This is a genomic window from Salsuginibacillus halophilus (assembly GCF_003014715.1).
GTDB classification, from domain to species: Bacteria; Bacillota; Bacilli; order Bacillales; family Marinococcaceae; genus Salsuginibacillus; species Salsuginibacillus halophilus.
Genome location: NZ_PYAV01000008.1, coordinates 1 through 13,925, shown reverse-complemented (window position 1 = coordinate 13,925; position 13,925 = coordinate 1). Strand labels below are relative to the sequence as shown.

The 13,925-nt window shown below is 44.9% G+C and carries 11 protein-coding genes and 2 riboswitches; of the genes, 2 read left to right on the top strand and 9 right to left on the bottom strand.

What is annotated here, in order from left to right; all coding sequences use genetic code 11:
- Nucleotides 1–549: 549 nt before the first annotated feature.
- Complete coding sequence (locus B0H94_RS08775; RefSeq protein ID WP_106588884.1) at nt 550–2,721, bottom strand: methyl-accepting chemotaxis protein; 2,172 nt, start codon at nt 2,719–2,721, stop codon at nt 550–552.
- 279 nt (nt 2,722–3,000) lie between these two features.
- Nucleotides 3,001–3,546, bottom strand: a complete 546-nt coding sequence (locus B0H94_RS08770; RefSeq protein WP_106588883.1) for a TraR/DksA C4-type zinc finger protein — start codon at nt 3,544–3,546, stop codon at nt 3,001–3,003.
- Between the two features lie 83 nt (nt 3,547–3,629).
- Nucleotides 3,630–3,795: riboswitch (M-box (ykoK) riboswitch) on the top strand.
- Nucleotides 3,796–3,969: 174 nt separating this feature from the next.
- On the opposite strand from B0H94_RS08770, the gene mgtE reads away from it, so the two are divergent.
- Nucleotides 3,970–5,331, top strand: a complete 1,362-nt coding sequence (gene mgtE / locus B0H94_RS08765; RefSeq protein WP_106588882.1) for a magnesium transporter — start codon at nt 3,970–3,972, stop codon at nt 5,329–5,331.
- Between the two features lie 524 nt (nt 5,332–5,855).
- Here the strand turns inward: mgtE and crcB are convergent.
- The 7 genes from crcB to B0H94_RS08725 all read right to left on the bottom strand — a co-directional run bounded on the left by crcB (nt 5,856) and on the right by B0H94_RS08725 (nt 12,471).
- On the bottom strand, nt 5,856–6,233 hold the full coding sequence (gene crcB, locus B0H94_RS08760) for a fluoride efflux transporter CrcB (protein WP_106588881.1): 378 nt from the start codon (nt 6,231–6,233) through the stop codon (nt 5,856–5,858).
- Nucleotides 6,230–6,631, bottom strand: coding sequence for a fluoride efflux transporter FluC (locus tag B0H94_RS08755; RefSeq protein ID WP_181315332.1), 402 nt, complete (start codon nt 6,629–6,631; stop codon nt 6,230–6,232). The genes crcB and B0H94_RS08755 overlap by 4 nt, the downstream gene beginning before the upstream one ends.
- A gap of 17 nt (nt 6,632–6,648) precedes the next feature.
- Nucleotides 6,649–6,957 (bottom strand): Dabb family protein, encoded by a 309-nt coding sequence (locus B0H94_RS08750; RefSeq protein WP_106588879.1) that lies wholly within the window; start codon nt 6,955–6,957, stop codon nt 6,649–6,651.
- Nucleotides 6,954–7,766, bottom strand: coding sequence for an ABC transporter permease (locus tag B0H94_RS08745; protein ID WP_106588878.1), 813 nt, complete (start codon nt 7,764–7,766; stop codon nt 6,954–6,956). Before B0H94_RS08745 ends, B0H94_RS08750 begins: the two co-directional genes overlap by 4 nt.
- Nucleotides 7,759–8,406 carry an ABC transporter ATP-binding protein gene (locus B0H94_RS08740; RefSeq protein WP_106588877.1) on the bottom strand — a complete coding sequence of 216 codons (648 nt, stop codon included), beginning with the start codon at nt 8,404–8,406 and terminating at the stop codon, nt 7,759–7,761. The genes B0H94_RS08745 and B0H94_RS08740 overlap by 8 nt, the downstream gene beginning before the upstream one ends.
- A gap of 112 nt (nt 8,407–8,518) precedes the next feature.
- Nucleotides 8,519–9,811 carry an NCS2 family permease gene (locus tag B0H94_RS08735; protein WP_106589045.1) on the bottom strand — a complete coding sequence of 431 codons (1,293 nt, stop codon included), beginning with the start codon at nt 9,809–9,811 and terminating at the stop codon, nt 8,519–8,521.
- Nucleotides 9,812–9,842: 31 nt separating this feature from the next.
- Nucleotides 9,843–9,940, bottom strand: a riboswitch (purine riboswitch).
- Nucleotides 9,941–10,779: 839 nt separating this feature from the next.
- The gene (locus B0H94_RS08725) at nt 10,780–12,471 is read right to left on the bottom strand and encodes a methyl-accepting chemotaxis protein (protein ID WP_146139941.1); all 1,692 of its coding nucleotides are present in this window, start codon (nt 12,469–12,471) and stop codon (nt 10,780–10,782) included.
- Nucleotides 12,472–12,768: 297 nt separating this feature from the next.
- Here B0H94_RS08725 and B0H94_RS08720 point away from each other — a divergent pair, with 297 nt between their 5' ends.
- Entirely contained in the window at nt 12,769–13,767 is a 999-nt protein-coding gene (locus B0H94_RS08720; protein ID WP_106588874.1) for an LLM class flavin-dependent oxidoreductase, read from the top strand.
- The last annotated feature ends 158 nt before the right edge of the window (nt 13,768–13,925 follow it).

Below are 13,925 nucleotides of genomic sequence, written 5' to 3'. Positions count from 1 at the left end.
GTGTCATTACTTATTCAAAAAGCCGGCACCTATCAAAAGGTACCGGCTGCAGCATATAGACAAACTTAAAAAAAGCAAAGGCTGACTTTGCTTTTCGTCGGGGATTTCTCACTCGTTGTTCTGTATAGGCGTCGCCGCCGATGCTCGTCACCCTTGCGTCATTTGATAGTCATGAATTGTAGAGACCCTTTTGATCAAGCAATATCTATATGAATTAATTTTATATCGAACCATATCCACTGGAAATGATTATCATCTGTAAATTGAAAAGTGACCGAAACGAAAGACGGCGACTCCCAGAGGGAAAAGCGCAGGCTGAAGATCCACTTGCTCGATTGGTTTTTAATCGAACAAGTTAGCTGAAGCCAAGCCCTCGGGAAAGCGCCCGTCTGAAGTGAAGGTTACGTTCATGATTCAGTTTTCACCCTCTTCATAGGGCAGCCCGCGGAGCTCGGAGTAGTAATCTGTGCATGAGTTTTAATTTTTGTACTTTTTCACTAAACAAAAGCCGGCACCTATCAAAAGGTACCGGCCGAGGCTGTTGTTCGGTTATTCATGTTTTTCAGTTGTGCTTTCATCAGTACGTGCAGCTTCTTCATCATAGCTGAATTGCTCCACGCTGTTCTGCATATCTTCTGCAAGTGTTGCAAGCGACTCACTAGAAGAAGCGATCTCTTCCATCGAGGCAGTCTGTTCTTCAATGGAGGCGGAGGCTTCTTCTGTTCCGGCTGCATTTTCCTGCGCCATCGATGAAAGCTTGTTCATTAAGGCGACAATCTCTTCTTTTTTATCGATGACGCCACTGCTTGAAGATTCAAGCGACCCAACGGTATCTTCCATTTCTCGAATCGCCTCTGCCACTTCACGGAAAGCTTCTTCCGTTTCACTCACCTGCTCAGACTGTTCGGCAGAAGCCGCTTTCGTCTCATTCATCGAAGCTACAGCTGACTGCATTTGTGTATTCAGTGATTGAACGACTCCATTAATCTCTTCGGTTGAATTCCGGGACTGCTCTGCCAGCTTGCGAATCTCATCAGCTACCACCGCGAAGCCGGAGCCGGCCTCACCTGCGCGTGCCGCTTCAATAGAAGCGTTCAATGCTAAAAGGTTCGTTTGTTCAGCAATTTCTTGAATCACATCTGTTGCTTTAGAAATTTGAGCAGCATAAGCTTCCGTCTCTTTCATTACAGTTTCAGCTTCTCCTGCTGCTTGATCACTCGTTGCAGCCGCTGTTGTTAAATGACCAATCGCCGTTGAACCTTGATCTTTTGCAGCTGTAATGCGTTCGGCAGCTTCTTGAAGCTGCTGCACACCACTAATACTTTCATCAATGTGCTCACCAAGAAGCTGCATCTCACTGCTCCCTCGCTCAGTAGCATCCGATTGTTCTGTGGCCCGCTTTGAAATATCTTCAATCGTATTTGCTACTTCTTCTGCTGCTGTTGAGGATTGCTGGCTGACAGCACTTAATTCTTCAGAAGACGAAGCGACCTGCTCTGACGTTTGACCCATGCGTCGCAGCACCTGGGTAAAGCTGTGGCGAAGTCGCTCTGCTGAACGAACCATCACACCAACCTCATCACTGCGTGCCCCATACTTGTTATAAACGTTCTCCTCCCCTTGGCGTAAATCAAGCGATCCCAGCTGATCTAGCTGTGTCGACACCGCTTGAACCGGCTTGGAAATTGAACGAGCAAGTAAAATAATTGCACCAATTAAGATGAGCAGCAGCACAAAAGCAATGATTGCCACTTCAACCGCTGTTTCATCTGCCTCCTGGGTGATTTCATTTGTAGGGACGACGGTAGCAAACGTCCATGGATCACTCACCCCTTCAACATTTACAGGAATAAAGTTGTACAAACTCTCTGCATTAAGCAATCCTGATTCTGCTAAAAACGATGTTGATTCTCCATTTTCTACTGCCGCTTCCCACGCTGCCGAGTCCACCGTATCCGAAAGCGCTGCCCCTAAAACCTCCTCATCCGGATGAGCAGACACCATACCTTCATTTGTAACGAGCATCCCGTAACCGGAGTCATATAATTCAATATCGGCAACCATATCCTGCAAATTATCCATCGAGAAGTCGACACCCATCACGCCCAGAGTTTCCCCATCTACGATAATTGGGTACGTAACAGAAACGAGCATGATATCTTCTCCTTGCACCTCGTAAACCGTCGGCTCAATAATCTGTGGTTCACCAGTCTCCAACGGTTCAAAGTACCAGGCACTGTTCTCCATTTCAGGATCTTGATAAGTCGTATTTGTGGCTTCTAAAGCAGCATCTTCCCCCTCGGCCCCGCGGTTCCAGTAAGGTGCAAATCTGCCGTCATCGTTATGCCCCTCTGCATCTGTAAATGCTTCATCGTTTCCATCAAGTGCATCAGGCTCCCAAACCGTCCAGATTCCGAGCATATCTTCGTGTTCCTCTAAGGTATCACCTAAGATGTTAATTAAAAGTTCCCGGTCTGGTTCTTCTTCATTTTCTCTAACCGTTTCAAACGTATATGCCAGATTTTCGGCAAGCTCCAAGCCGCTGCCGATCTCATTAAGAGTCATCTCACTAAAACGTTCGGCTTGAGCTTCAGCATAATTTTCCGCCTGCTGTTCAGCTTGTCCATAAGTACTCCACATGACATATCCTACAGTTCCAATGAAAATAAGTAACACAATCGGCAGTAAAATCCATAAAATTCGTGCCTGGATTGACTTCACTATTAAAACTCCTTTAAGTATTGATCTAGGTAACCGATGACATTGTTTATCAGCAGTGTAAAAAGTTGTCGAATTTTAACTATTGAATACATACTCAATCATTATATATTGAACGATTTGAACATTCAACCATAGTCGTAGATTTTAAACATTAGTCACAGTTAAATAGACTTATCTTATTGTAAAAATAAGTATTTAAAATCACGTATAAAGTATGTGAATTTACAACCGGCCGGATGTCTTTCAACATACCGACCGGCAGATATTATTGTTGAACTCTCAAAACAAACGTCCATCCATGTTCTCACTGTCTTCTTCACCACGCGATTTTGTCCATGGCTGTCCGTCATCAGAGGCGCCGTAGCGTGCTACAGTATTCCACGTATCTTCAGCATCAAAATACGTATGATCTTCTGCTTCATCAATAAACCCTGTTGCCGAAAACGGCCGCTGCACCTCTTCTTCAACCGGACGATGCATCCAATCTTCACCGCGCCCGGCGTGTTCGATACATTCACTTGCACTTGGGTTGGCAAATAACCGCTCTTTTTTGATTTCTTCACCACACACCGTGCAGTATCCGTACGTTCCTGCTTCTATACGAGCAAGGGCCGCTTCAGCATCTTGTCTTGCAAGCTTACGGTGTTCATGCAGCGCTGTATCTTTTTCACGCTCAAACAACTCTGTACCTGTGTCCCCTGGATGATTATCAACGACAGATAATTCACTCGTTGTCTCTTCTTTAAAATTCCGGTCCTTTTCTTCATCACCAGCTGTAACTGCTTCTAAGCGCTCCTTTAACGCCGCGAGATCTTGATCATTCATGAGCTTTCATCCTTTTTTTGAAAAAGTTGTTGACATCCTGCGTGTCTAGTCTTTATGATAAGCCATGTACTTCATAAAAATTCATACGCCTTCGTTAGGTGAGGCTCCTGTGTAGGAGATATGCTGCTGCCCAGAAATGTCCAAAGACGCCAATGGGTTTAACAGAGGTCATCGAGATAAGGTGGCATCTAACGCAGTTGGATTCGATCCTATCCGCACAGTGTCAAAGCTCTACGAATGGAGGGTACCGTCACACGTGGGTTTTACAGCCCATGTTTGTTTTGATGTGCGCACAAGCACCGCCACTCTATTCGAGAGGCGGTGCTTTTTATTTACGAAATCACGTTTCGGCCGGTGTGATTGTAGGTATCCTAATGTAAGAGCTCGTCATGAACGAAGACAAGAAGGAACAGGGGTGAGCACATGAAGAAGCTCGATGAACGCACGAGAGAAGAATACGCAAATGATGTCATTGAAAAACTCCGAGCCGGCGACCAAGAAGGGTTTCGCGAAAGTTTTTTAGATCTGCACGCCATTGATCAACTCGGCATTTTTGATACACTTAACGCTTCTGACCGTAAGCAGATTTATACGTTTTTAACGCCAAAAGAATTCGCTGATATATTCCAGGAAATGGAGTACGAGCAACAGCTTGAAATTTCAAAAGAACTTGATGAAGAATATTTAGCCGGCATCACAAATGAGATGTACGCCGATGATGCAGCAGACTTTATTGGTCAGCTCCCGGAGAATATGCGGGATCAAGTCCTTGAAACGATGGACGATGAAGAGGCTTCTGAAGTTGAAGAACTTATGAGCTATCCGGATGAAACTGCCGGTGCCCTTATGACGAAAGAGTTCTTAAGCATTAAAGCAACAGACACAGTGAGAGATGTCATGGCTTTTCTGCAGAAGGAAGGACCGGAAGCAGAAACCATTTATTATTTGTACGTGATCAATGATGAAGAAGCGCTCGTGGGGGTACTCTCCCTTCGCGATTTAATCATTAATTCACACGACGAGCTTATCGAAAATTTAATGAGCACCCGCGTGATTGCAGCAAACGTTACTGATGATCAAGAAGAAGTTGCGAAGCTGATTGAAAAATACGATTTGCTTGCAGCCCCTGTCGTTACAGAAACGCGTAAGCTTGTTGGTATCATTACCGTCGATGACGTCATTGATGTTATTCAAGAAGAGCTTACTGAAGATATTGGTGAAATTTCTGCCGCCCGCGGTGCTACAGACGAAAATGTGACTGCATTTCAAGCCGCGAAAAAACGCTCACCTTGGATTGTTATGCTCATGGTTTTTGGCATGATTACTGCCGGCGTCATTGAACAGTTTGAAGGCACACTTGAAGAAATTGCGATTTTAGCAGCCTTTATTCCACTTATTATGGACTCAGCCGGCAATACGGGTACGCAGTCTTTGGCCGTTGTTGTCCGGAGCCTTGCAACAGGTGTCCTCGATAAAAAAGGTGTCGGCAAGACGATCTTCCGTGAGTTTCAAACCGGCATGATGATCGGGGTCGCTTCAGCAATTGCTCTTATTATTCTTGTCTCATTTTTGTATGGCAATCCAATGCTTGCAGTCGTCGTTGCAACATCAATCTTTATTTCATTAAGTATTGCCACAGTCGTAGGTACAATCTTTCCGCTTATTATTAACAAACTTAAGCTCGACCCGGCAATTGCTTCAGGTCCGTTTATCACGACATTAAATGATGTTATCGGCTTGTTGATCTACTTCTCAATTGCTACGTCGCTCATTCAATACTTGTAATTCAAAAAAGCCTGTCCGCTTATTGCGGGCAGGCTTTAGTGTATGTAGACAAATTTTTAAGAAAAGCAGAGGCTGAAATTGCTTTTCGGCTCACGCTGCTTTATTGGCGTCGCCGCCGGTACTCGTCAGCCTTGCATCATGGATGATAGAGGTTTTTTGATCAAGCAATAGCTGCATGAATCCATTTCATGACGATGCTTCATGAACGATCAAGCAAACCATATACATTGAAAATGCTTGTAATCTTTAAATTGAAAAGTAACCGAAACAAAAGACGGCGACTCCCAGAGGATCAAGCGCAGGCTGAAGATCCACTTTTTCGATTGCAATTAAATCGAAAAAGTTAGCTGAAGCCAAGCCCTCGGGAAAGCGTCCGTCTGGCGTGAAGGTTACGTTCATGATTCGGTTTTATAGGGCAGCCCGCGGTTCGGAGCATTAAGCTGTTCGTGAATATTAGATTTTGTACTTTGTCGTTTGCAAGCAGTTTTTTAAATTTAAGCGTTTAACAATCAGATCCCGAGCAATTACAGTAAGAGAACGAACCCTATACCAAATAACAGAAGTGACCCTGCCATTGAAAGCAGGACATAGGAGGCAAGCGCCCCGTATTTTTTCTCTTCTAATAACTTAACCGACTCCACACTAAATGTTGAATAAGTCGTAAAGGCCCCGAAAAAGCCAATGACTACAAATAAAAATAGCGGGTCTTCATAGGCACCTAAAGGAACACCTTCATACATCCCACCTAAAAACAACCCTAACCCGAAAGCGCCGGCTAAATTGACAAGAAGCATCGGGAGCGGAAACGGCGCATGCCAAGTACGATCTCCGATCCAGCGTCCGGCAAGGTACCGTGCCACACCACCTAACGCACCACCAACAAGCAACAATATTAAGTTCATGCACGCTCACCCCGCTTTACGTGCCCGCGGCTTGCAAGCTTGTGCCCTAAAATCATTCCAAGCAGCGCACAACTGATGCCGCCGATCAAAGTGATCCCATTATAGATCATTACAGCAGAGATTGATTGTTCAAAAGCTAAATAAAATGTATCTGAAGCATATGTAGAAAAGGTTGTAAAACCGCCGCACAACCCTACACCTAAACCAAGCTTCAACCATTCTGCCGGAACTTTCACGAAAAAGTAACCTGTAAGCGCACCAAGCACCAAACTTCCCATTGTATTCTCAAGTAACGTCCCAAGCGGATAGCCCGTCTCTAGCGTCCATAAGTTTAAAATGTACCGCAGCAAAGTTCCTGCTGCGGCACCTAGTGCAATTGCGGTAACATTTTTGAACATAATGCGGATCGTTCTCCTTATACCACTGGATCGATATGCTCAAAGTCTACAGCTAGTTTGTCTGATAAGCCGATTGAATTTAAGTATTCAACGACTTCTTCGTGTTTTGGATGGGGTCCGTACGCCTCTAACGCCTCTTTGGATTCAAAACGTGATGTTAACGCAAACTCAAAACCTTGGCTACGCTCAGAAAAATTAATACCTGCTTTCATTTCAAGAATCCCTGGAATTTCATCTTTTAACTGCTCTAAACGGCGTGCCCCTTCTTGCATTTGCTCAAGTGTCGTTGCTTCATTAAACTTCATAATTACGATGTGTTCGATCATTTTGAATCTCCTCCTATTTCATCATCTGCGTTTTTAAGCTGCGAGGCCTCATTAAAGAATACCTTATAAGCGTTTTGTACAAACATAATCACCGTTAATGCGACAGCCCCAGAAACACCAAGTAAAATCGCAATTTGATATTCAATCGCAATGACCGGGTCTACACCTGCAAGGATTTGTCCCGTCATCATACCCGGTAAGAAGACAATCCCTGTACCGACCATCGCATTGATCGTCGGTAAAATCGCTGAATCAAATGACTGGTTCACAATCTTTCTTGTCGCTTCTTTCGGCGTCGCACCAAGCATTAAAGCAGCTTCCACCCGGTGACGCTGGTCTTTCATACCATCAAGCAGCGTCTGCACGCCCAAAGTAACCCCGGTCATCGAATTCCCGATAATCATTCCGGCAATCGGGATAAAATAACGTGGATCATACCACGGCGAGAACTGGATCACGATAAAATTGAAATAAAGCAGGCTGAAAATTGTCCCTCCGAGCATCGAATACGCCACCATCCATTTTAACCGCTTAGACAACTCTCCCCGGACGCGCTTAAATATATTATAAATGGCAAAGGTGACCATGACTAGTACAATGGCTGTCGTGATGAACGGATTTGGGTTTTCAAACACATACATTAAGATATAGCCCACAAGAAGGAGCTGCAGCGTCATCCGAATCGTTGAAATTAAAATTTCTCTCTGCCGTGGAATCCGGCGTACTTTTACAATTGCAAGTAAAATTAAGACAAATCCGTAAGCTGCAGCGAGCTGCCAAAGCGTTAAATCGATAATGCCATCATTCATTGATATCACTTCCTTGAAGCGTAAAAGGGGTTACATCAAAAATGGTATCAGCAAATGTTTCTGCCACTTGTTGATTGTGCGTAATAAACACCATCGTTCCTTCTTGACGCTGCACTTGTGACACGACCTGCCCCATAATATCGAACTCAAGCTTCTCATCAAGTGCTGATGTTGGCTCATCAAGCAAGTAAACTTCCGGTTTCATCAACATCATCCGTGCCAGGGCAAGCCGCTGCTTCTCTCCCCCTGACAACCGGTTGGCTTCCTGCTCCAGACTATGACGCAAACTAAACGCTTCAAGCTGACGCTTTATTTCGCCTTCATCTGCCTCTTCAAGTTCAGCAAAAGCACGACCAGCCTCAGCATTCTCACGTACCGTATCACCGAATAACACTGGATCTTGAGCAAGCATCACAACTTCACGCCGCAACTGAATTGGATCTATTTCTTCCATCGGTTGATTTTTATAATAAATACGGCCATGGTCCGGCGTTCGCAGTCGGTTCATCACCTTTAATAAGGTCGATTTACCGCTGCCGCTCGGGCCGGTAATACATGTGATTTTCCCAGCTTCAATTTGCGCATCATCAATCTTAATAATTCCGTTAACGAGCACTTGTTCAAACGTAAACACCTTCATCCCTCCATCGTAAAGCGCAACATAAAAAACCTGCTGCTTGAGCAGGTTTTTGCGAATTGATATCAGCCATTTAATTTTACCGGATTTTCACTATGAAATCCAACGCTTCAATTTAATGCGCCGGGAAGAATACCATTTGTACAGCAAAGATGAGTGCTAACACATAAAGGATCACTGGTACTTGTTTCCCTTTTCCACTTACAAGTTTCATTGCCGGGTAAGCGATAAAACCTGCGGCAATCCCTGTTGCGATACTTGATGTTAATGGCATCATTAAGATGATTAAAAATGCCGGAAATGCTTCATCAAACGTTTTCCAATCAATTCGTGAAAGTCCTTCCATCATTAAAGAACCGACGATAATTAATACCGGAGCCGTAATGGCAGGCAAGTCTGCGATGGCTGAAACAAGCGGTGAGAAAAAAACGGTCAATAATAAGAGCACCGCAGCTACTAAACCGGTTAGTCCGCTCCGGCCACCGGAGGCAACTCCAGCGGATGATTCAATGTAAGCTGTTGTCGGACTGGTACCAAGCATACCGCCAACGGTTGTAGCTGCCGCATCAGCCCCAAGCGCCGGCTTTGCCTTGTCGAGCTTACCTTCTTTCATTAAACCGGCTTGTTCAGCAACACCAATCGTTGTCCCGGTCGTATCAAATATAGTCACAAGTAGAAAAGCAAGCACGACCATGTACAAGCCATGTGTAAATACACCAGCTACGTCTGCAGCCATGAGTGTAAAGGCCGGTGGCGCACTCACAACACCGGTAAAAGAAAGCATGCCAAACGCATAACCAACACCGGCTGTCACAAGCATGCCGAGAAATAAAGCTCCTTTCACCCCGCGTGCCATAAGCAACAAAGTGACAAATAAACCAAGCAGCGTAAGCACAACCATAGGTGCCTGCAAATCTCCAAGCGTCACGAAAGTCTCTTCGTCAGGTACAACTAAACCGGACATTTGTAAACCTAAAAATGCAATAAATAAACCAATGCCACCTGTAATTCCGTATTTCAAGGCATCAGGGATCGCTTGGACGAGCTGCTCTCGCACACGGGTGAGTGTTAAAACAAAAAAGATCAAACCGGCGATCACTACCGTGCCAAAGATCACTTCATAGCTTAATCCTTCAGTTGCAACAACACTGGCAAAATACGCGTTCATCCCCATACCTGGTGCAATCGCTATTGGGTAATTCGCCCAAAATGCCATCAACAGTGTACCAATGACCGCTGATATGATTGTCGCCATGAACACTTGATCAAATGGAACACCTGCACTCGATAAAATGGCCGGATTTACAACGACGATGTAAACCATCGTTAAAAACGTTGTAAAACCTGCAAGCGTTTCGGTTTTTACGTTCGTCTTCCGCTCCTCTAGCTTAAACCATTCCTTCACGATAAACCCCTCCGTTACACCTTGACCTGCGGCTACAAAAAAGCATACCGCACGTAGTCAGGCGTTACGGCGCCCGGTAGAAACTCTCGATCCGATTATCAAGAATATACGAACGATCAAAGGAAATTATGTATTTATCATCCGGAATTATCATAAAACGAATGATAGTTTTGCGTCAACCTTTTTTCGTTCGCTTTTTATTCCTGATCCAGCTATCGACTACAAATACAGCTACAGCAAATGAGAGGCCTAGCATAATGAGCGAGGAAGCTATGTCCTCTCCGTCGAGTAAAGGCATCACATAGCGAAAAGCATTCGCTGCGAGTAGCATTAGCACAACCGGGTACAACCAACTGACCATCATCTTCCTCCTTTCGATCCTTACGTTATTTTACCGCTTCATTTAGCGAATGTCCTCTCACAGAACATTTTAAAAATAAAACCCGGCGGCGGCCGGGTCAACTTGTAGACAAACTTTTAAGAAAGCGAAGGCTGGCATCGCTTTTCTGCCTGCGGAATTTTCGCACTCGTTGTTGTGCGAAGGCATCGCCGATGATGGTTAGCTTTGCGTCATTCGATAGTCATAAAAGGTAGAATTAATTTTGATCAAGCAATAGCTACATGAGTCAACTTCATCATGACGTTTCTTGAAAGGTAAAACGAACCATATACATTGGAGATGATTGATGATCCGCAAAATTTAAAAGTAACCGAAACGAAAGACGGCGACTCCCAGAGGATCAAGCGCAGCCTGAAGATCCACTTGTTCGAATGATTTCCATTCGAACAAGTTAGCTGAAGGCAAGCCCTCGGGAAAACGTCCGTCTGAGGTGAAGGTTACGTTCATTTTTCGGATTTTATCTTCTTAATAAGTTCGTCCGCGAAGATCGGAGCAGTAAGTTGTCCGTGAATTTTAGGTTTTGTTCTTTTTCGACAGTCTGAAACCTTACACTGGCCGGATTTTACTAAAACTAAATTTTAAATTTACGGACAGACTGCTGTAAGCTCTCTGCCATTTGAGCGAGTGTGTCTGCAGCTGATGTGATTTCTTCCATGGTAGCATGCTGTTCTTCGGCAGAGGCTGCAATGTTTTCTGTATATTCAGCAGAACGCTCAACCATTTCTGCCGTTTCTTCAGCGTTTGTCACCATGGTATCTGAATAACCTGTTACATGTTGCACTAAGGAGGTTACTTCATTCACCTGTTCACTTACATTTTGAATCGCTGCTGTGATTTCGTTAAAAGCTTCTCCGGCTTCATCCACGTAAGCTTTACCTGTTTCAACCGCTTCGTGCCCGGCTGAAATGGATGACACTGAAACATCAATGTCTTTTTGGATGTCTTGAACCATTTTATGGATCTGCTCGGCCGACTGCCCGGACTGCTCAGCAAGCTTACGAACTTCATCAGCGACCACAGCAAATCCTTTCCCATGCTCGCCGGCACGAGCTGCTTCAATCGCGGCGTTTAAGGCCAGTAGGTTCGTTTGTTCTGAGATATCCGTAATTAACTGGATAACCTGCGTGATTTGCGTTGATTTTTCCCCAAGGCTTCGGACAACTTGCGAGCTTTCATCGGTCTTTTGTTTAATTTCATCCATTTGCTTGACCGTTTCAGCCACAACTTGCTCTCCTTTTTCCGCTTTATCAGCAGACTGCATCGAAGCTGTGTTCACAGATGAAATATGCGTTGAGATCTTTTCCATCCCGGCTGAAATTTCCGCAGTTGTCTCTTTCACTTGGTGAGATTGCGCCGCCTGCTTTTCCGATGTATTTGAAAGTTCCTGGGTGGAAGTTGCAATCCCTTCTGTTGCTTTGCTCGTCTCGCTGGCACTTGCGGTCAATTCCTCTGAGGCTGCAGAAACTTGATCAGACGTTTCAGTAACTTGTTGCACAAGTGACTTTAAATTGGTCTTCATATTATGATATGCACCTGCCAACTGACCAATCTCATCATGAGAGCGATCATCAATTTCAGTTGTGAAATCCCCATCGCCGGCGTGCTGCAAGGCTTGACTCATATGATTCAAGCGCGCCCCCATGCGCCTTGTCATCCAAAAAATGATCCCGCCAATGACAGCAATTCCTACAAATAAAGCAATAAAAACAGCACCCATAATCGAATTGACGGTATCATTAATATACTCTTGAGATGTACCGACAAACAACATTCCGACAATGTCATCGTCTTCATTCATTAGCGGCAGATGAGCCGTTTGCATATCTGTACCGAGAATATCTTCCTGCCCATACAAACGGTTGCCTTCTTCTAAAACCACCTCAACCGCTCTACCTTCAGCCGGCGCGTCTAAAGCGCGCTCGCCATCAATGAGTAATGTTGTGGTAACCGGCTCCCGTTCACGAAAAATCGTTACTAGACTGCCTGAAGTGTCACCAATCTCATCTACAACATCTTCGTTTTCTTCAATTAAAGTATCACCCTTATACAATTCACCGTCATCAATTTCCCAAGCGCCACCATCCACATTTTCAAGCATCGAATTGGCAAGCTCCAGGTCGCTTTCCGCCTTTTCTCCAGCCGCCTCTTCTACACCTCCGACAACTTGCTGCTGCGTAACAACTGCAATAACAAGGGCTAGTAAAACGATGAGGGATAAAACGGCAACGTTCAGCTTCGTGCCGATCCCCCACTTTCGAATCATACTTTTCAACTTTCATCCTCCTTCTTATGATGTTTTTCCGGTTATTCACGCCCGAACCACGTTGATTTATAAAACCGCAACGAGTGATTCATAGTGCCTGCGTCCATTAACTATTGCTTTTAAAAGTAGGTTTGTTAAATTTATGTAACACCATGAACCATTGCACTTTATCACAGGAAAACATTCGAAACAATAAAAAAATTTATTAGGTAAGCAGTTTTTTTGGCTTCATTCGATAAAACCTCTACAATCGAATGCGGGAAAAGAAAATTTCCAACCTTGTGAAGGAGGCTCTTCATGAATAAATTGAATCAAACGCCACTTTCTGTACTGAATTTAGCCCCTGTCGCCCATGACGATACGATGCGCGACGCAATGAATAAAAGCACAGACCTTGCCCAGCATACTGAATCTCTTGGCTACCAGCGCTTCTGGCTGGCAGAACACCATAACATGGATGGTATTGCAAGTGCGGCCACTTCGGTTTTAATGAACCACGTTGCCGAGCACACCTCATCGATCCGTATCGGTGCCGGCGGCATTATGCTGCCAAATCATGCCCCACTAACAATTGCTGAACAATTCGGCACCTTAGGAACGCTGCACCCCGATCGTATTGACCTTGGCATCGGACGGGCACCAGGCACGGATCAACTGACCGCCCGCGCACTTCGGCAGAGCGGCGGGGGTGCTGAACAGTTTCCAGAGATGCTGAATGAGCTTATCAACTACTTCGAAGCTGACGCGCCACAGCGGGTGGAAGCTTACCCAGGTCGCGGTGTCAATGTACCCGTCTGGCTACTTGGTTCAAGCAGCTTCAGTGCAAGACTTGCCGGACGGCTTGGCCGACCGTTCGCTTTTGCTGCACACTTTGCTCCGGCACAGATGATGGAAGCTTTAAAAGTGTATCACGAAAACTTCCAGCCTTCTGCTCATTTAGATGAACCTTATGCCATGGCAGCAATTAATGTGCTCGCTGCTGATACGAACGAAGAAGCAGAATACTTGGCCACATCACTTTATCAAAAGTTTGTAAACTTAATGCGCAATCAATCACTTCGCACCCAGCCGCCGGTCGAAACAATGGAAGGCATCTGGCATGACCGCGAAAAGATGGCTGTACAGGAAATGTTGAAATACAGCTATATTGGTGACGCAGCGCGTATTAAACAACAACTTGAGAACTTTATTGAAACAACGAAAGTAAACGAAGTTATGATCTCAACCGAAGCTTATGACCACGAAGCGACGAAACGCTCCTTTGAAATTACCGCCGCTTTAACACATGATCAATAATGATATAAGAAAAGCCGGGATGCGCTCAACATCCCGGCTCTTTCTATATCAAGTTACACTTAATGGACTCCTGTCAATAAAGTGGACACTATATGCCACAGATTGGCACATTTATAATTGCAATCTGCTGCTTAATTTTCTCAAAAAACGGGGCTCTC

What these genes read in the sequence shown, in the direction of transcription:
- B0H94_RS08770 (WP_106588883.1), bottom strand. Translation starts at nt 3,546, where the DNA reads ATGAATGATCAAGATCTCGCGGCGTTAAAGGAGCGCTTAGAAGCAGTT.
- mgtE (WP_106588882.1), top strand. Translation starts at nt 3,970, where the DNA reads ATGAAGAAGCTCGATGAACGCACGAGAGAAGAATACGCAAATGATGTC.
- crcB (WP_106588881.1), bottom strand. Translation starts at nt 6,233, where the DNA reads ATGAACTTAATATTGTTGCTTGTTGGTGGTGCGTTAGGTGGTGTGGCA.
- B0H94_RS08755 (WP_181315332.1), bottom strand. Translation starts at nt 6,631, where the DNA reads ATGTTCAAAAATGTTACCGCAATTGCACTAGGTGCCGCAGCAGGAACT.
- B0H94_RS08750 (WP_106588879.1), bottom strand. Translation starts at nt 6,957, where the DNA reads ATGATCGAACACATCGTAATTATGAAGTTTAATGAAGCAACGACACTT.
- B0H94_RS08745 (WP_106588878.1), bottom strand. Translation starts at nt 7,766, where the DNA reads ATGAATGATGGCATTATCGATTTAACGCTTTGGCAGCTCGCTGCAGCT.
- B0H94_RS08740 (WP_106588877.1), bottom strand. Translation starts at nt 8,406, where the DNA reads ATGAAGGTGTTTACGTTTGAACAAGTGCTCGTTAACGGAATTATTAAG.
- B0H94_RS08725 (WP_146139941.1), bottom strand. Translation starts at nt 12,471, where the DNA reads ATGATTCGAAAGTGGGGGATCGGCACGAAGCTGAACGTTGCCGTTTTA.
- B0H94_RS08720 (WP_106588874.1), top strand. Translation starts at nt 12,769, where the DNA reads ATGAATAAATTGAATCAAACGCCACTTTCTGTACTGAATTTAGCCCCT.